The following is a 19,263-nucleotide window of genomic DNA, read 5'->3' as shown; positions in this document are numbered from 1 at the left end:
ATGAAAATGAGATTTCTAAGCATATTTTTTCTGGTTTTGGGGGGTGTTACGCTGTTCGGTCAGGTGGCCAAACCCAGCAAGGGCACCTACGCCTTGACCAATGCCAGCATTCAAACCGTAACCAAAGGTTTGGTGCAAGGTACCCTGGTGATCCAGGATGGGAAAATTACTGCGCTGGGCACCAACGCAGCCGTTCCCAGTGGGGCCCAGGTCATCGACTGCAAAGGCTTGACCTTGTACCCTGGCTTGATTGATGGAGGCACCCAATTGGGCTTGGTGGAAGTAGAATCGGTCGATGTGACCAACGACGATGATGAAATAGGCGACCTCACCCCACAGGTAGAGGCCCTTACTGCGGTGAACCCCAACGCAACCGCCATTCCGGTTACCCGCGTAAACGGAGTGACCACGGCCTTGGTTGCGCCAACGGGAGGTCGTTTTCCAGGCACTGCTTCGCTGATCAATCTGGTGGGTTATACCCCTGATCAGATGTTTGCCGGATTCAAAGGGATGATCATGAACTTTCCAAGTGTAGGCAGAGGCGGTGGCTTCTTTGGCCCACAGCGTACCGAGGAAGAATTGAAAAAAGAGCAGGAAAAAGCCTTGTCAAAGCTCAATGAGATTTGGGAAGGTGCAAAATTTTATGCCAAAGTAGATTCCGCTGCGCAAAAAGACGCGAGTATAAAAGTGCCTTACAACCCAGAAATGGCGGCTTTGGCACCGGTAGTTCGTGGCCAAATGTTGCTAATGATCGAAGTGAACCGGGCAGAAGACATCGAAAGCGCGATCAAATGGGTGGAGAGCAAAAAGATCACCAAGGTGGTATTTACCGGAGTAGCCGAAGGCTGGCGGGTAGCCGATAAACTGGCCAAGGCAAAAATTCCGGTCATTACTGGCCCCGTGATTACCTTGCCTACTCGTTCTTCCGATCGTTACGATAAAGCTTACGCCAATGCGGGTTTGATGCACAAAGCCGGGGTAAAAGTAGCGCTGCGTACTTTTGAAGTGGAAAACGTACGGAATCTTCCGTTTAATGCAGGTTTTGCAGCAGCTTATGGTCTGGGTAAAGAACAGGCGCTGAAAGCCATCACGATTATTCCTGCGGAGATTTTTGGCGTGGATAAAACCCTGGGTTCGCTGGAAGTGGGCAAAAGTGCAACCTTGTTTGCCACCACTGGCGACGCACTGGAAACCAAATCACAAATCAAGTACTTGTTCATCGACGGCTGGCAGGTGCCATTGGATAGCCGGCATATCCAGTTGTACCATGAGTTTTTGAAACGCTCACCAGGGTTGGATAAGTAAAAGATGAGAGATGAAAGATGAGAGATGAAAGCGGTAACGCAAATGTTTCATCTCTCATCTTTCATCTCTCATCTTTCTATTTCCTTCCTCCGACAAAGTCCCAGATTTCCGCGTCAAAGTTTTGATGTATTCTACCCGTCTGAAGCGCAGCGCGCTCCAATCTTCATTGACGGCCACCATCCGTACTGGCTCAAGGCCGAGTTTGCCCAAGGCCGCCCAACCATTATCTCGATTGAAGTTACACTTATAGCGTTTAGAAGTGCCCTTGGGGTACACGAACCAGAGGATGGTATCATCTTCCAATCGGCCTTCTAGCGTTTCCGCAATGGTCTCGATTTCGGTCAATTGGGTTACGAAGAAGAGGGCAAATTGAGGCTTTTCTACTTCGTCTAGGTGATCAACCAGTTCGGTCACACTTTGTACGTAACGCGCAAAGTCGCTCAATTCGGCAGGCAGATTAAGCAAAAGCACAGGAGATTGATCCTTGTAGTTGAGTTTTTTGAGGAGCTGTTCCATATGAGATGACGGCTAATCTTGATCGGTTTCATTAGCAGCAGCCAATAATTTTTCAATATAAATCACGTCTTTATCTACTATTGCTGCTATTTCTGGAGCGCTCATTTTTACTGTTTCATACAAATAGCGAATAGTATTGTCCAAGCGAAGACGTTCCTCTTCTGCTTTTTGACGCTCTTCTTCCTCGCGACCTAGTGCTTCAATTACGGCCTGACGTTCTTTGTCCAATAACTCCTGAGCTTTTTTCTTTTCCTCTTTGAGGAGCGTTTCAGGATCGTAGCCAAATACATGTTCGTATAGTCCTACCGCAAATTCTTTTGTTCCTTTAGAAATGGTCATAGCTTCTGCATTTGGAAAAACTAAAGAAAATTGAGTCTCTTGAAACTCATTCTCCAGTTTTTGAGGCAAATTCACATAGTCTCTTACAAAGATAAGCATCTTTACAATCTTGTCAATGCCGATATCTTGAGACTTAACCAAGGCAAACAGCTGATTTTTTAGCCCCAATCGGACCTTAGGTTTGTTTCGACTTTGATAAGCGTATAAAGCTGCAAGCATCGCTAGCGCAAAGGGATTATTCGAGACCTTAAGTAAATGCTCTTCTTCTAATTCTGCGGCGATGACCGTACCAAATTTATACTCGATGCTTGTACCAAAAGTATCACTATAATAACTGCGTTCTTCCACAGGAGGAGGTGCACCAGTGAAAATGGCCATCGCGGTGATATTATCTAATCCATAGCGCAAGCCAATTAATGCCCGATAGACAAACATACGTCGCCCAAAGCCTTTCTCTTTTTTATGCTGGAATTCTATATGTACAAATACAAAGTGCTCCAGTCCATTTTTGAGGTATACCTTGACCAATTTATCGGTTTGCTTGCGTTTGCCTCGCACTTTAAATTTTCCGCGTAGCGCATTAATCAATTCTTGTTCAAGAAAAACATACCCTCGATCCCAATCAATAGCCGCGTACAGAAGCGGGTTAGCAAAAGCAATGAGGTCAGGGAAGAAATCGGTAATGAAATCTTTGAGCAGCGCGTCGTAGTCAATAGGTTTCGCCATATTTTGGGTTTAGGTGACCTTAAACTCAAAAATAGCATGTTTTTATTTTTTTACCAAAAAAAGTTTTATTATTTTTTTATAAACACTTGTTTTTTATAAAATCGCGCAAAAACCCCCAGTGGCAGATTTCTCCCCCCCTGATCCCGAATGTACAACTCCCCATTTTCCACATCTTGCGCAAAGGGAAAATATTGCTTCACCAAATTTTCGGCAATTAAGGCTGAGAAGCCCATTGAGTACAAATTGAGGATCAATAAGTGGTGCTCAGGGTCGAGAATCTGCCCACAATGCTCCAGGAGCTCAGGCAAGTGTTTGTCCAACAACCATTTTTCGCCCTCCGGTCCCCGGCCATAAGCGGGCGGATCGAGGATGATCGACTGGTATTTGCGGCCTCTTTTGGCTTCCTTGCGCACAAATTTCAGGGCATCTTCTACCGTCCAACGGATGTTGCTCAGTTGGCTGGCCTCCATATTTTGGCGGGCCCAACTCACTACGGGTTTGACCGAATCCACGTGTACCACATCGGCACCAGCAGCTTTGGCAGCCAAAGAAGCACCACCCGTGTAGGCAAAAAGATTGAGCACTACGGGTTGATCGACTTCCATTTGGCGCAAGCCCTGATAGATGTAGTTCCAGTTTTCGGCCTGTTCCGGGAAAACGCCCACGTGTTTAAACGCCGTTAGTCCCAATCGGAAAGTCAGGTGCATACCTTCGTAGTGGTAGCGGATGTGCCATTGTTCGGGCATGCCGGGTTTGAGTTCCCAGTTGCCATCTTCGGCGCTTGCGGCCGCTCCTGATTTTCGGTTAAAGGTAGCCTGGGCTTTTTTGTTCCATTCTGCTTCGCTTAGTGCTGGCGACCAAATGGCTTGCGGCTCTGGACGTGAAAGGACGTATGGCCCAAAGCGTTCCAATTTTTTAAAATTGCCGCTATCGATGAGCTCGTAATCTTCAAAAGGAGGTAATGGTAATGCCTGCATAGTTGCGAATACACCAAAATAAAGGCTTCAGAGTAGGTAAAGTGCACGAATTTGTGCAGTTTTAGCGCTCTGTTTTATTAAGGTGAAGTATTTAAAAGGGCGATAAAAAAATAAGTTTTCATTTTGCCAAAGGATTAGATGAGTAAACGATTCATTTCAAGTGCCTTATCTAATCCTTTGGCTCAAGAAAAATGAACACTTATTTTTGCCCCACTACAAATATATGTCAAGCGCAAAGATAATCAGCAGTCTGCAAAATCCATTGATTAAAAACATTGGCAGCTTACTGGAGAAAGCCAGGGAACGCCGCAAACAGGGTTTGTTGGTGGCTGAGGGATTAATCGAAGTGGGAATGGCCTTGCGCGCAGGTTATGTAGTGGAACAACTTTTGTACAATCCCGACATCACCCCTGAAGAAAATATCCAACAAGTCTTAAAACATCAACCTTCTGCCGCCCAACAACTGATTCAGGTGAATGGGCCAGTGATGGAAAAAATCGCATACCGGGCGAATGTACCCAATGTGGTTGCGGTATTGCGGAGCAAATCCCCAGCTTTAAACGAGTTTAAGGTTAAAACAAATCCCTTGATCTTGCTGCTCGAAACGGTAGAAAAACCTGGCAATCTGGGTGCCATTCTGCGCACTGCCGATGCCGCCGGGGTAGATGCGGTGTTGTTGTGCGACCCCCAAACGGATTGGTACAACCCGAATGTAATCCGGGCCAGTTTGGGCGCAGTGTTCACGGTGCCTATTTTTAGTGTAGCTGCGGCGGAAGCGCTGGAATGGTTGCAAAAACACCAGATTCGGATTTTTGCTACCCATCTGGAAGCCAGTTATCCCTATTACGATTGTGATTTTCGGGGCCCTACGGCACTGGTGATGGGAACGGAAGCAGATGGGATATCGTCTTTTTGGATTCAAAATGCTTACCAACGGGTGATCATTCCGATGCATGGGCTAGTTGATTCGATGAATGTTTCCGTTTCAACGGCTATTTTGCTATTCGAGGCTTTGCGACAAAGAAAGTAGCCACTAAAGCCACTATGGCTGACTAATTATTACAATACTTGCGTTTAAACTGTGGCTATTTGCTTTTATTTCGTCATAAAGACAATGGCTTAGGGTAAATTTGTCGTAAAAGGCTGCACAAGTTTTTTATTTTGATGGCAAATCAAAAAACCATATACTTAACCCTATTTATATTGATCACAAGCGACGTATTATGAACACGGACAAATCAGCGTTTTTCAACTCTATATTTCTGGTATTTTGCCTGGCTTTAATCAGCAATGTACTAATGGCACAGGAAGACCATGCCACTCCTCTGCCTCCCGAAGCAGGTAAGGTAGATACCGATGGACCACACCTTTTTTACCGCAAAAACAAGGTTTATATCCGACAAATCCAGATGAAGGACACCTTGGCGGTGGCCACCCTTGACTCCATTGAGGCCAGACAAAAAGACAACTTGACCATTAAGTGTCACTTCACCAAAAATCCAGAATGGAATTTCAGCACCAAGCTCAAGTCCAAGCATAGAATTGAGAATACCGAGTATCCCAAAGTTGAAAAAATCCTGGCGGTATCCGACATCGAGGGGACCTTTGGGTCTTTCCGCAACTTTTTGATCAACCACAAAGTAATCGATGCGCAATACAATTGGACTTTTGGCAAAGGACATCTCGTATGTGTAGGTGATTTTTTTGACCGAGGTACCAATGTCACCGAAACACTTTGGCTAATTTACGATTTGGAGGATAAGGCAAAGGCTGCCGGAGGTTATGTGCATTTTATTTTGGGCAACCATGAGATCATGAACATGTCCAACGACCATCGTTATGTGCACCCCAAATACATGCGCAATGCCGACTTGTATCAAGAGCCTTATGGCAACTGGTTTAAAGGCACTACAGAATTGGGCCGCTGGCTGGCCACCAAAAACGTGGTGGAAAGAGTTGGCGACTTCATCTTTGTGCACGGTGGCCTGGCACCTGATCTGAATTATTTGGATAAAACCCTGTCAGAAATCAACAATACCATGCGGCCTTTTTATTTCATCCAGGAGGATGTGTTTCGGATTGACGATGAGATATTGAGGTTTTTGTTTGATGCCAATGGTCCGATTTGGTACCGCAACTATGTGATGGGGCAAGCTCAGGAGGCAGAGATAGAGGAGTCACTACGGAAATTTGGCGGGAAACGAATTGTGGTTGGACACACCTTAGTCAATGCAGTAAAATCTTTTTATGGTGGTAAAGTCATCGCCATCGATACCCGCCACGTGGATCCCAATTCAACGGCTTTGCTGTACGAGGACGGAAAACTTTTCCGCATCGACCAAATGGGAAAACGGGCTGAACTCAAACTCTAAGTAAGCGCTAAAGCAAAAAGCCAGCAGCATCAAAAAAGCTGCTGGATTTTTTTTGTTAAAAATAACTAGAAAAATAGTTGACAAACTATAAAACTAGTTATATGTTTGTCAAACACAATAATTATAACCATGAAGCGACTTACGCGCAAAGAAGAAGAGCTGATGCAAGCCTTGTGGAAACTGGAGCAAGCCTTCGTCAAGGACCTCATCGAGCTACTGCCCGAGCCAAAGCCGCACTACAACACGGTATCAACGGTGATTCGCAGGCTGGAAAGCGAACCCTACGGCTTCGTGACACATGAAGACTTTGGCGGCACTCACCGTTACTTACCCAAGATCAGCAAGGAAGCCTATCAACGCCAGTTCCTGGGGGATTCCATGACTGCGTATTTCGACAACTCCTACAAGAACATGGTGGCATTTTTTGCCCGCGAGAAAAAAATTACGCCTGAAGAACTGAAAGACATCTTAAAAGCCATTGAAAAAGGAGAGTAAGTCGACCTCGCACGTCAGATGCCTCTCATAATAGTGTAATAGGTATGGTCTTTTCCCATTTGCTGCAAGCAGCTATATTGCTGCTAGTTGGTACCCTGCTATACTGTTTATTGTTTTGGCGCAGTACCTTTTTGCGCTGGAACCGGGTGTTGTTGTGGAGCATCTTGCTCGCTTCGCTGATTCTGCCATTCGTGCATTTGCCTGCATCATGGACTTTACAAGGCTGGCAAAACAAGGTGACTACTTCACTCCCTGTAACCAGGTTAAATGCTGACGAAAAACTGCCCGAACCTCAGTTTTTTACGGAGATAAACCTAAGCGAGCAAGAAACACCCTCCGAAACAAGTGAAGTGATTTCCACCAAGCACCCCATTGTGCCCATCACCCAACTGTTGTTTTTGTTCTATGGCCTGGGTCGTTTGGTTTTTGGCATACGTTTTTTGATACACTTATTATCGCTGTTTAAACTATTCCGGAATGCCCACATTGAAGAAAGGGATGGCTATCAATTGGCCTTTTGCCGGGAGGAATTGTCTCCTTTTGCATTTGGGTATACCATTTTTTTATCCGAAGCCTTGCTGCAAAGTGAAGACTTGGAACTGATTTTAACCCATGAGCTGGCGCATGTTCGACAGCAGCATACCCTGGATATTCTGGCGGCTGAGCTGCTGCTCGTCTGGCAATGGTTCAACCCAGGGGCCTGGCTGTACCGGCGACTGGTGGAAACCAATCTGGAATACTTGGCCGATCGCAGTGTGCTTCAACAACAATGGAATAAAAAACAATACCAGCTTAGTTTGCTCCATTGGTCAAACTCGAATGTGAGTAACCGCCTTTCCACTTCCTATAATTTTTCACTCCTAAAAGAAAGAATTATGATGATGAATCGGAAACCCTCGTCAAAAGTGTATTTCCTGGGTTATGCAATGATTTTATCCCTATTACCAATCTTGTCTGTTTTTAACCAGCCAGCATTTGTACAAGCTGCTGCAATTGACTCAGATCAAGGTCCAAAATTTCCCTTGGATTATAAAAAAGCAAATACCGATTTGAATTTGGAAGCGAACGAATCTGTTCAAGCGCCCTCCAGTGAAGCTCGTCAAACAAAAGCACCTTCCAAACCATCCATAAGCTCAATCATTACACACACAGAATCAAGCGAATCGAAAACGGATTCATCCGAATTTTTTATCGTGATCGGGCCAAATGCGACCGAAAGTGAAATGGAAAAATTGAGCGAGATGAGCTTTCCATTGGATAGAAAGCTCATCCTGGATAGAAATGCAGACAACAAATTAATCGGATACACCCTAAAAGGGAAAGGGAGTGCAAGTGGAAATTCGATGCCCATAGGAGAGGATCGCTTGCCTAGTGTTCTTTTTGGCAAAAAAGGATCCACAGGTGGTGAAGATCAACTATCCTTAGAGGTGCTTGACGTAATCCTGGCGGCAGACTGGGATAAAACCAAAATATATTGCGTTGGTTTGCCGGCAACCAAAGAGGCGATTGCTGCACTTCGCCCCAAAGCTTTGGCCATTTATGAAGCTGGAAACCTTCGAAGACTAATTCAGCTTAAAGCTTTAAACTGGGTACATACCTACGAAAAGGGCCATATGACCTATACCACCTTTACCGAAAAGACGCTCAATCACCTTAAAGGTAAGGTGCAAAAATGTACAGAAGGCAACCTGGGATTGATCGTAACCATCAATGGAGGAGCGCCGCAAAATACCTTGCCCGTGCTGGAAAATTTAAAATTGAGCCGCATCGAAGCCCATGACAAAATAGCCCATTACTACCAGGAGAATACCACAAAGTTGATCAAGGAGGAACCTGCTGGATTGAGATTGGAAATTTTCACTGAGCAATAATTGATCCTGTCAACACCCATCGGCTATGCACGACCCAATCCTAAAATACAACTTAACGGCTGCCGTCATCCTCATCATCGGGGTAGTGGTGTATCATGTACTATTCCTTAGGAGTACCTACTTGAATTGGAACCGTAGCTTTTTATTGGGGCTATTGCTGGCAAGCCTGATCATTCCCTATATCCACTTGCCAGAGTCCTGGACGATCTGGCGTAAAATCAATGTTCCATCTGAGCACATTAAATTGCTTACCCCCAGTCAGCGCGAGAATGAGGCCATGATTGAGTTCAGTCCTCCCTTCGCACTGACACAAAACGACCAGGAAAACCAATCCAATCCATCTCCAATTAAACCCCAATCCAAGTCTACTCACCCAATTCGTTTTATGGAAATTGTTCCTTGGCTTTATGGCCTTGGCTGCCTGGCTTTGAGCATTCGGTTCATCCTCCAAATTTTATCGTTGTGGAAATTGTATCGTAGTGCACGCATTGAGCGAAGGGGCAGTTACTGCCTGGCGGTCTGCCCCGGCGCTTTGTCTCCTTTTGCCTTTGGTCGGACCGTTTTTATCTCGGAGCAACTGTACCAGAATTCAGAATTTGACATGGTGCTTACCCACGAATTGGCGCACGTACACCAAAGGCATACCTGGGACATCCTTTTGGCTGAACTCACCCTGATCTGGCAATGGTTTAATCCAGCAGCCTGGCTTTATCGCCGACTGGTGGAAAACAACCTGGAATACCTGGCAGATCATGCGGTATTGCAACAACACTGGGATAAAAAAGCTTATCAACGCAGCCTGTTGAACTGGGCCAACTCCTCATTCAGCAATAGCCTTTCCACCTCTTACAGTTTTTCATTGCTCAAAGAACGGATCATGATGATGAACAGTAAACCCTCTCCTAAACCGTACACCCTGCGGTATGCGCTGGCATTGTTGTTGTTCCCTTTGTTGCCCATGTTTAATCGCCCAGCAGATGGAAAGAACACTCCGGTGGAGGATACCCCAAAGTTTGCTTTAGATGCTCAAGTACAGCATGAACCGGAGTCCATTTCTTTTGATCCCGCACCAACTGCACAGGAAGAAAAAAAGAAGGTGCTTGCTCCCAATAAACCCGAATCAACAAATGTTACACTTGTCCCAAACCCAAGCCCAGATACCATTTTGCCTCCATCAGAAACCAACTTTATCCTCATCATCGTCGATCTGGACATTGATCATGCTGAACTAGAGCGTTTGACTAAAATTCCCTTAAAGATCAATAAACGAATTTCTTATACCTTGAATGAAAATGGCCGATTGAGCTCTATAGCCCTGGAAGACACCAATGGTGGACTTTGTAGAATTTACGCTGGTGAAAACAGCGAATTCCCTTTAGTGATTCAGGGACATGAAAGTGGCTGTGGCACCGAAGCGTTTGACTTCAATATTTTGAAGAAAATGCAAACCGGAAATTGGAGTAAAGACATGCAAGTCATCATTGGAGGGATACCCTTAGACCCCCAAGGTTTTGAAGCTTACAAGACCAAAATCCTGAGCAACCAAAACAATACTTACCTCCGCCGATTATTGACCCTGGAAGCCAAAAAATGGCGCGAAATTATAGAAGATGGCCATTCTACTTTTGAAGGCCCTCTTTCGGAAGAGGGTATTGCAAACATTCGCAATCGAGTAGAGCGCTGCATCAAAGCCGAAAAAGAACTAATGGTAAGCATCAACGGTGGGCCTGACCAATCTACTATGCCTGACCTAGCGAGCCTCAAAGTAAAACGTTTGGCCATCCATATAAAAAGTAGAAACTTTTACGTCACGGGCACAACCAGTGTTTACCGCACCGAGTGGCTCGGCCTGCGCGTGGAAATTTTCACGGAATGAACATGAGCATTCCTCATCTTGAATGTTAAAACACAACCGCGGCAGCGGTTAAATTTAGAATAGCCCCGGTCGTCCGGGGATTTGGAGGATTCAGGCGGATTCCACAACCGCGGCAGCGGTTGAACAATTCACTATGAATTCAACCGCTACCACGGTTGTGACCATTTCCCTTGCATTTTCTCGGACGACCGGGGCTATTCTAAATTCAATCGCTCCGCGATTAGTTTTCCGCAAAAAAATCAACATTCGGGAAAACAACTCATGTTTCCTTCGGTATAACCGCCGCCCCAATTTTCCGCAGCAACTTCATCCGCAAAGCCAGTGGCAGGCCGTTGTTCACCAAAATCATAATCTGGTTCATCACCCCCGGAATAATGATGCGTTTGCCTTTGAGCAGGCCATTGATGGCGATAGGCGCCACCTGATACGGATACATCACGACCAGTTTGGCCTTGCGTCCGCTGCGTTGAATGCGTTTGAGGCCATCCTCGTTGGTTACCACCGGGCCAGGGCACAAGGCACTTACACTGACGCCAGTTTCGGCCAACTCTTCGCGCAGCGAAAGGGAAAAAGCTGTCACAAAGTGTTTGGTTGCGGTATATGCCGCCTTGAAAGGCATCGGCATCAGTCCTTCCATGCTGCTGGAATTGAGAATGTAAGCCTTGTCTAGTTGTTTCAACTGCGGCAAAAAATGATAGGTCATTTCAAACATCACCTGGTTGTTGAGCCGCAGCATCTTTTGGTACACCCCAATCGGCACCCTATCCAAGATGTCGCCAAGTCCAAATCCGGCGTTATTGATCAGCATGTCTACACTGTAGCCATTTTCCTGGCACCAGGTATACACTTTCAGCGGTGCATCGGTTGCAGTGAGGTCTAGGCCAAACGCATGGGCTTCCACCCCGTGTTTTTGCACAATTTCCTGGGCCGCAGTATGCAATTCCGGGCCATCCAATGCTACCAGCAATACATTTCTGCCCCTTTTGGCACATTCTTCCGCCAACGCACGACCAATGCCCATGCTGGCGCCGGTAATGAGAGTGTAATGCTTTTCCATAAAAAACAACTTAGCGTTTTATTCCTGTCCCTTCCGCGCCAACAAACGGTTAATCAGCGGCTTTTCGATCCAGGCAATGGCGGCAAAGTAAGCCAAAAGAATTAAAAAATTGATGCTCAAAATCACCCAAAATGCATCTTGTGCCCAGTAACGTACCCCTTCGCTCAAGCCATAAGCCAGCAAGGCCAGCACCAGGTACAGGGACATGCGCCCCAATGGGTACTGGATGGGATGGTATTTTTGGCCTGCCCAATAACTGACGAGGGTCATAAAAATATAACACACCAGGGCAGTCCAGGCCGGAGCGTAGTAGCTGTATCCTTGTTTGATCAACACCACGTTGAGCACAATGGTGATGAGTGAGCCCCCCAGCGCAATCCAGCCTCCAACCGCCGTACGATCGGCCAATTTGTACCAGATGGAAAAGGTGGTAAACAATCCCAAAAACAGGTTGGCCAACAACAACACGGGAACTGTAGCCAAACCTTCCCGGAAATTCTCCCCCAAAAACAAACCCACCCAATCGATATTCAACATGATGCCCAAAAAAGCCACACAACTGACCAGTGTAAAGGCTTGAGCGACCTGCCCGTACACCTTTTCTGAACCTTTTTCATTGGCATTGCGGAAAAAGAATGGTTCGGCAGCATAGTTGAAGGCCTGTGTAAAGAGGTTCATCATCACCGGGATTTTGGTCGCCGCTGCATATACCCCGCCTTCGCCCAAATTTTGATTCAGATTCCCTTCCCCCAAAAATTTCAACAGTGGAGTACCAATAAACTGATTGATTACTCCCGCTACTCCGGCAATGATCAGCGGGAAAGAATAGCGCAACATTTGGCGCAGCAACACCCAGTCGATCCCCAATTTCATGCGCAGATATGTCGGCAATACTTGCAGCAAATTCACGGCACTGCCCACCACATTGGCTAGAAAGACATCTCCCACCATGTTGTCCTTAAAATGCAGGTATTGCAACCACTGCCATGCGGCTTTTTGCTCCAGTTTTGGGCAAAAATAGAGGTAAAAAAACACCAGCAGGACATTGACAATGACGTTGGTCAGTTTGATCCCCATAAAACGCAAGGGGCGATTGTCAAAGCGCAACCGCGCAAAAGGAATGGAGGTCAGGGTGTCCAGCCCCAAAATCAAAATGAGCGCCACGATAAACTCTGGATGCTCGGGATATTGCTGAAGATCGGCAATGGGCTGCGCCAAAAAAAGCGCAATACCAGTAAAAACGAGGGTAGACAACAGCAGAAATAAAGCCGAAGTGGAAAAAGCCCGCTCTACATCTTCCTGTTTTTGAGCGTAGCGAAAATAAGCTGTCTCCAACCGAAAGGTCAGCAGGATATTGAACAGCGCCACATAAGAATACAGGTCATTAAAAATACCATAATCCGCTTTACTCAGCACCCGGGTCAAAAAAGGGGTCAACAAAACAAAATTGAGCAAGCGCGGCAAAATGCTGCTCATGCCGTAAATGGCGGTTTCTCCGGCGAGTTTTTTGAGTAGAGACATTTATGGAAAGATGAGAGATGAAAGATGAAAGATGAAAGAGGCTACCGCAGCGTTTTTGACGATAACCTTGTACAAGTCCCTGCGGTAGCCTCTTTCATCTTTCATCTTTCATCTCTAATAAATTAGTTTTCCCAATTCTTCTTCTCCTGCTCCACATGGTGCAAGATCACCTTGACGCCGTATTTCTCCTTTAGGTGTTTTGCGAGGGCGTCGGCGGCGTATACGGAGCGATGCTGGCCTCCAGTGCAACCAAAATTGACCGTGAGGTTCATGAAGCTGCGCTCGATGTAGTCTTCTACCGCAGCATCCACAATGCGGAATACGTTGTGCAGGTATTCGTCCATTGTACTGTGCTGCTTGAGGAAATTGATGACCGATTCGTCGCGGCCCGTCAATTTTTTGTACGGCTCATAGCGGCCTGGATTGTGTACGAAGCGACAATCAAATACAAAACCACCGCCGTTGCCACTAGTATCTTCTGGAACGCCGCCAGCATGGTAGGAGAAACTGTTGACCCCTACCGTGAGTAAGCTGCTACTGCTTTTGATTTTATTGAAGGGTTCAAATTTTTTGGAATCCAAAATGCGTTGCATCGCCTCCCGCAAGTGGGGCAGTTCGATGGGCAACTGCCAGTTTTCCAACAGCCCTTTGATGTTGCGCAAGGCGTGGGGAATACTTTTCAAAAAATGCTCTTTGCGCTCAAACAGCCCCCGGAAGCCATAAGCCCCCAAAACCTGGATGTTGCGAATCAACACATAGCCATTGTAATGCTCGGTGAACCGGTCGGGATCAATTGGTGTCAACTCACCGGCCACTTTGATGTAATGCTGCAAAATTTCCTGGCGGATATCGGCTGGAATATTGGCTTTGGCTTGGAATAACAAAGAGGCTAAATCGTATTGAAGGGCACCGCGGCGTCCCCCCTGATAATCGATAAAGTAAGGCTCGCCACTTTTGATCATGATGTTGCGCGACTGAAAATCGCGAAACAAGAAATATTGGGTATCCGCAGTAAGCAAATAATCGGCCAAATCGTGAAAGTCTTTTTCCAGGGCCTGTTCATCAAAACGTACCCGGGTGAGCATCAGGAAGTGGTATTTGAAATAGTTCAAATCCCAAAACATGGCCTCTTTGTCGAAGGCGGGTTTGGGGTAGCTGTGCTCGTAGCTGAGTTCTTTCCCCCCAATGATTTGCAAACGAGCCAATTGCTCCACCACCCGCTTGTAGATTTGGGCCAAGTAATCGGGGAAATAATCATCGTTTTGCAACAAAAAACTATATAAAGTAGTAGAACCCAAGTCCTCTTGCAAATAGACCTTGGTACTTAAGTCTTCTGCATAGATTTCGGGTACGGGCAAGGATTTGCTGTGAAAATGGCGGCTGTAGTCCAAAAATGCCCGACTTTCCCGATCATTGGGGCTATAGGTGCCGATGGCAGCCCGTTCGGAACCCTGCAAACGGTAATAAATCCGCTCGGAGCCAGAAGGTGCCAAGGGCAAAATCAATTTGGGGCTTTCACCCGCCCACTGCTCAAATAAATCGGCTAGCGCTGCTTCTATTTTTTGAGGACTCATTCCAGTACGTTGTTTCTTAACTTAAGGGCGATAAAAAAATAAGTGTTCATTTTGCCAAAGGATTAGATAAGTAAACGGTTCATTTCAAGTGTCTTCTCTAATCCTTTGGCTCAAAAAAAATGAACACTTATTTTTGCCCCACTACTCAGGCGCAAAGCTATAAAATTATTTTAACCGCAAGCGTTTGAGGATACTGCGCCAGGACCAACGGCGGCGCGGCTCTTTGTCGAAGTACTCACTGCCATACCCCTGGCCATACCCATAACCATATGATGCACTATAGCCATACCCATAGCCATAGCCGTATCCTGCTCTGGACTTGAGGCCATTGAGCACGATACCCACCTGAGGTAATTTGTTGTTGCTGTAAATGTCCTGCACCATACGCAGAAACGGGGTGCGGCTCATCCCAAAACGAGTGACAATGATGGTTTGATCAATGTGTTGATTGAGCAAAAGGGCATCGGTGACCAGTCCGACGGGGGCAGTATCCACGATGATGTATTGGTAGCGCTTGCGCAACTCCGTAAACAAATCCCGGGTTGCATCACTCATCAACAACTCGGCGGGGTTGGGCGGAATCGGTCCACAATCCAGGTAATCCACCAGCGGATGATCAGGCAAAGGTTTGATGAGTTCATCCAAGGAAGCCTGACCCACCAGGTAATTGGTTACCCCACGTTCAGCCTGCTGCCCAGTAAGGTAGCGGCTCAATTTGGGCTTACGGATGTCCAAACCCAGCAAAAGGGTTTTTTGGCCCGAAAGCGAAATGCTGATGCCTAAGTTAATGGTAATAAAACTTTTGCCCTCGCCACTCACACTGGAGCTGACGAGGACGACCTTTTTCGTTTCCCCCTTGGCCAGGTATTGCAAATTGGTGCGCAACATCCGAAACATCTCCGCGATGGCAGAGCGACTGCTGCGATTGACTACAATAGATTTCCCAGCAGCAGATTGCATGATCCCTCCCAAAAAAGGTGCATTGGTATGGCGGCGAATGTCATTTTCGTCGTAAACCCGGTTGTTGAAATAATCAAATAGGAAAACCACAAGTCCCGGCAGCAAAAAGCCCATGAACAGATATAGGGTAAAGGTTCGGCGGCGATCGGGCGCCACCAGTCCCTGCCCAACCGGCGGGTTGAGGATACGGGTATTGGACACCTGCGCTGCAACACTCAGGGCCGTTTCTTCTCTTTTTTGCAACAAAAACAAAAAGAGTTGTTCCTTGATTTGTTGCTGGCGCAAAATCTGAAGCAGTTCCCGCTCGTAAGTAGGAATCGCATCAATTTTATTTTCAATAGGCCTTAAGCGTTTGCTAACTTGGGCACGACGATCGTTGAGCTCGCGCCGAATGACCGTAAAATTTTCAAACAGGGGTTTACGCAACTCCTCCACTTTTTTATCCAATGATTTTAAGGCTGGATTGGTAGGGCCTGCGGTTGCCGACAGTTTTTTGCGCTCCTGAACCATCTCATTGTAAGATTTAATGAGCTCTGCCGCAGCGCTGCTGGCCAATATCTCCGAACTTAGCGGTAGGGATTCATTTTGTGCATTTGGGTCATTGAGCTTTTTTTCGATGGCATCCAACATGGTCAAGCGCAGATCAAGCTCCATCAATTGTTCATCAGCAGTGGATACTTTGCTGAGGTATTCACTGGCCTTACTTTCGATGGCCACGGGTAGGTCTCGGCTGCGTTTGTAGCCTTCTACGTCTTTTTCAACGTTGTAAAGCTCTTTGGTGATAAAACCTAAACGTTCATCAATAAATTCGAGCGTTTTACGACCAGACTCATTTTTGATTTCAATCTGACTGCGGTCAAACTCATTGACGAGGGTTTTAAACACATCGATACACTTCTCTGCTACGGGGTCGCGCATGCTGAGGTTGAGCACGTTGGAACCAGGAACAGGTTGAATCACCAGCTTGTTCGCATATTCTGCGGCTGTACCTGCGGGGTAATTGAGGCGGATCAGAAATTCAGTTCCGGGTACCGAACCTGCCCGTCGGCTCAGGGTATATTCAATTTGGTTGAGGACAAATGGGGTATCGTAATGGCAGGTTAAGGTATCGTTTTCACCTTTTACCAAAGTAAAATCGTAATCGTTCAGCGTACGAACCCGCAGTGAAGTGCCATAGGCCAACACCTGAGGCAAAGCGCCAGTTAGTACTACTGGGCAATTGGGGCTGTACATCTCACTGGTTTTTACTCGCCCTACCGTATAGTACGTCACGTTGAGATCGAGGGAATCTACGACCCGGCGCATCAAGGTCGTTGATTTAAGCACCTGAATTTGGTCATCTACATTGGATTCTTGCTCCAGTCCCAGTTTTTCGGTGATGATTTCTTCGGAGATGCTGCTTTTGGCGTTGTCTTCCAGCAAGATACTACCTCCTACCTGGTATATATTGGTCGCATATCGCAATTTGACCCAGGCGATGCTGTACCCGATCATGAGGCCCAGCGCCAACCAGTGCCAATTGCGCAAGAAGAGGAAAAAGAAGTATTTGATGTCCAACTCCTTGTTGCCACTGGGCGTGGGTGTTCCACCTGAATAGTTGTAGGGTGTAGATTGTGAAGTATCCATTGCTCAAAAGTACGAAAGGTTTGAAAATATTCGCCCGCTATTTGCGGACAAGATCGGGAGTATCTGCTTCTGTACTAGCATCATTGCCCGGCCAATGGCCTGATCCATGTCGTAATAACGGTTTTCACCCAGGCGGCCACAAATGAGTAAATTGGGGATTTTCTGGGCGCGTTGGCGGTATTGCTGGTAAAGTTGTTGGTTGATTGTATCCGGAAAGGGGTATTCATATTGATCAATGTCTTGAGGACTAAAGGGGATTTCGCGGGTAATTACGGTGCCTCGGATGGTGGCTTGTTGCGCTACCGACATGAGGTGTTTCCATTCCAAAGTGCGGATATGTGCCCCGTTTTCCAGGGCTGGATTGTTCACCTGGGCGCAGGGCTGATATCGGTCAACTGCGGGCAGGTACTCATGCTCACGCTGCTGCCCGCGATAGTGCAAACGACCCAGGTCAAAGCCGAAATACGCGTCAATCGCCCCGGTAAATACGGTATAGGTGGCGGGTTCAAATGCCTGCGGGTGTTGCAAATAATCTACTCCGAGGTGTATTTTTATTCCCTCCAACATTTTGCTCATCCATGAGGCATAACCATCGGTAGGGATGCCTTGCCAACGGTAGCCTGGAGTCAGGTGTGGATCGTCGTCGTGATGAATCTCAAAACGTTTGACCAAATCAGGGCTGAGTTGCCTAGGGGCCACCCCCCATTGTTTGAATGTATAGTTTTTGACAAACTTTTCATACACTTTTGTAGGCATCAACTGTAGGGCAGCTTCCTCAAAATTGGTGGCTTGGAGTCTCGCCTTAGCCAAGGCGTGTGGTTTCGAATCTTGTCCTGAGTCAATTCGCCGTAAATATGCAGCAGAGATCGGCCAATTCTCGTATTGCCCATCAACAAATGATTTCACCACCGCACGATAAGGAAAAAAAGAGCCAAAACGTTGTACATAAGCCCAAATCGCCTCTGAATTGGTCCGAAAATAGTGTGGCCCATAACTGTGGATTCGGACACCCGAAGGATGCACAAAATCGTGCACGTTCCCACCAACCTGGTCACGGCGTTCAAACACGGTGACATCATAGCCCTGATCTTGCAACAAACGTGCAATGGTAGCCCCCGTCAACCCGGATCCAACGATATGGATTTTTGTGCTCATCGTCTAAAAATGGCAATGATCAAAGTAATCAAAGACAAACCTGCTGAGCCAAAGGTGAAAATGCGGCTGGTCTGGTCGGTGATGCCCCCTATCTTTGCTTTAGTCGGGCTTACGTATATGAAGTCATTTTGTTCCAGGTAGAAAAATTGCGATGCAAATATGCCCGGATCCTGCAAATTCATATTAATGTATTGGCGTTGTCCGTCTTTTTCACGTACGAGTAGGATGTTGGTGCGGTCGGCGTATGGGGTCAAATCACCTGCCATGCCGATGGCTTCCAACAAGGTTACTCTTTTATTCGAAATGCGGACCAATCCGGGCTGGGCTACCTCACCCAATAAGGTGATTTTGAGGTTTAAAAACCGGAGGCTAACTACCGCATCGGACACGTAGGGCAAAATGCGATTGAGGATGGTGTCGTGTGCTACGCCAAGGGTTAATCCACCTACTTTTACGCGGCCAACGACCGGGAAATCGATGTAACCCGCTCGATCTACAAAATAGCCAGTGAACAACTCCAAGGAATTGACCCCAGTTCCCCCGGTACTCTGTTGCATGAAGTTATTGTTTTGCTGGCCGCCTGCTCCACCCGCTTGAGGGACGAAGGCTCTAATCGCGTCTGGTTCAAAACTACTCACATTGATTTGCAACAAATCCTCGGGCTGAATGCTCAGGTCTATGGAATTGAGGATGGCTTCGGCTTTATTTAAAGGCAGTGGCCCTTGGTTAAAATTGACCAATTGCTTGTGTTGCACACAGGAGCAAGTCAAGAGAAGTAGGGTAAAGAAGTACAGAATCCGCATGGATGAATGTTTTGAGGGGTTTCGGAGGTTGAGGAAGGTTGAGAAGGTTGAGGCTGCCGCAGCGTCATTGACAACATCACTGCGGCAGCC

Annotated in this window: 15 protein-coding genes; 6 read left to right on the top strand and 9 right to left on the bottom strand. The window is 46.8% G+C overall.

The window, feature by feature from the left end; all coding sequences use genetic code 11:
• Positions 1-1,305 carry an amidohydrolase family protein gene (locus ACEW9O_RS16720; RefSeq protein WP_373551328.1) on the top strand — a complete coding sequence of 435 codons (1,305 nt, stop codon included), beginning with the start codon at positions 1-3 and terminating at the stop codon, positions 1,303-1,305.
• A gap of 54 nt (positions 1,306-1,359) precedes the next feature.
• Here the strand turns inward: ACEW9O_RS16720 and ACEW9O_RS16715 are convergent, their stop codons facing one another.
• The 3 genes from ACEW9O_RS16715 to ACEW9O_RS16705 form a co-directional block, all read right to left on the bottom strand.
• Positions 1,360-1,821: a hypothetical protein gene (locus ACEW9O_RS16715; RefSeq protein ID WP_373551327.1), complete on the bottom strand. Its 462-nt coding sequence runs from the start codon at positions 1,819-1,821 to the stop codon at positions 1,360-1,362.
• A gap of 12 nt (positions 1,822-1,833) precedes the next feature.
• On the bottom strand, positions 1,834-2,886 hold the full coding sequence (locus ACEW9O_RS16710; protein ID WP_373551326.1) for a hypothetical protein: 1,053 nt from the start codon (positions 2,884-2,886) through the stop codon (positions 1,834-1,836).
• 68 nt (positions 2,887-2,954) lie between these two features.
• Positions 2,955-3,863 carry a class I SAM-dependent methyltransferase gene (locus tag ACEW9O_RS16705; RefSeq protein ID WP_373551325.1) on the bottom strand — a complete coding sequence of 303 codons (909 nt, stop codon included), beginning with the start codon at positions 3,861-3,863 and terminating at the stop codon, positions 2,955-2,957.
• A 223-nt stretch (positions 3,864-4,086) separates the two neighbouring features.
• Between ACEW9O_RS16705 and ACEW9O_RS16700 the strand changes: the two genes are divergently transcribed.
• The 5 genes from ACEW9O_RS16700 to ACEW9O_RS16680 all read left to right on the top strand — a co-directional run bounded on the left by ACEW9O_RS16700 (position 4,087) and on the right by ACEW9O_RS16680 (position 10,477).
• Positions 4,087-4,893, top strand: a complete 807-nt coding sequence (locus tag ACEW9O_RS16700) for a TrmH family RNA methyltransferase (protein ID WP_373551324.1) — start codon at positions 4,087-4,089, stop codon at positions 4,891-4,893.
• A 193-nt stretch (positions 4,894-5,086) separates the two neighbouring features.
• Positions 5,087-6,235 (top strand): metallophosphoesterase, encoded by a 1,149-nt coding sequence (locus ACEW9O_RS16695; RefSeq protein WP_373551323.1) that lies wholly within the window; start codon positions 5,087-5,089, stop codon positions 6,233-6,235.
• Positions 6,236-6,364: 129 nt separating this feature from the next.
• Entirely contained in the window at positions 6,365-6,730 is a 366-nt protein-coding gene (locus ACEW9O_RS16690) for a BlaI/MecI/CopY family transcriptional regulator (protein WP_373551322.1), read from the top strand.
• A 44-nt stretch (positions 6,731-6,774) separates the two neighbouring features.
• Positions 6,775-8,601: a M56 family metallopeptidase gene (locus tag ACEW9O_RS16685; RefSeq protein ID WP_373551321.1), complete on the top strand. Its 1,827-nt coding sequence runs from the start codon at positions 6,775-6,777 to the stop codon at positions 8,599-8,601.
• A gap of 25 nt (positions 8,602-8,626) precedes the next feature.
• Positions 8,627-10,477 carry a M56 family metallopeptidase gene (locus ACEW9O_RS16680; protein WP_373551320.1) on the top strand — a complete coding sequence of 617 codons (1,851 nt, stop codon included), beginning with the start codon at positions 8,627-8,629 and terminating at the stop codon, positions 10,475-10,477.
• 259 nt (positions 10,478-10,736) lie between these two features.
• Here ACEW9O_RS16680 and ACEW9O_RS16675 read toward each other — a convergent pair whose 3' ends face one another.
• The 6 genes from ACEW9O_RS16675 to ACEW9O_RS16650 all read right to left on the bottom strand — a co-directional run.
• A complete protein-coding gene (locus ACEW9O_RS16675; RefSeq protein WP_373551319.1) occupies positions 10,737-11,534 on the bottom strand; it encodes an SDR family NAD(P)-dependent oxidoreductase in 798 nt (265 codons plus the stop codon).
• Between the two features lie 18 nt (positions 11,535-11,552).
• Positions 11,553-13,055, bottom strand: coding sequence for a lipopolysaccharide biosynthesis protein (locus tag ACEW9O_RS16670; RefSeq protein WP_373551318.1), 1,503 nt, complete (start codon positions 13,053-13,055; stop codon positions 11,553-11,555).
• A gap of 122 nt (positions 13,056-13,177) precedes the next feature.
• On the bottom strand, positions 13,178-14,629 hold the full coding sequence (locus tag ACEW9O_RS16665) for a phosphotransferase (RefSeq protein WP_373551317.1): 1,452 nt from the start codon (positions 14,627-14,629) through the stop codon (positions 13,178-13,180).
• Positions 14,630-14,794: 165 nt separating this feature from the next.
• Positions 14,795-17,215, bottom strand: coding sequence for a GumC family protein (locus ACEW9O_RS16660; protein WP_373551316.1), 2,421 nt, complete (start codon positions 17,213-17,215; stop codon positions 14,795-14,797).
• 3 nt (positions 17,216-17,218) lie between these two features.
• Positions 17,219-18,370 (bottom strand): FAD-dependent oxidoreductase, encoded by a 1,152-nt coding sequence (locus tag ACEW9O_RS16655; RefSeq protein ID WP_373551315.1) that lies wholly within the window; start codon positions 18,368-18,370, stop codon positions 17,219-17,221.
• Positions 18,367-19,263: polysaccharide biosynthesis/export family protein (locus tag ACEW9O_RS16650; protein WP_373551314.1), on the bottom strand; the 897-nt coding region annotated here is incomplete at its 5' end. The genes ACEW9O_RS16655 and ACEW9O_RS16650, both read right to left, overlap by 4 nt.

The organism is Haliscomenobacter sp. (assembly GCF_041740695.1).
Classification (GTDB): Bacteria; Bacteroidota; Bacteroidia; order Chitinophagales; family Saprospiraceae; genus Haliscomenobacter.
This window is presented reverse-complemented; position numbering and strand designations above follow the sequence as displayed.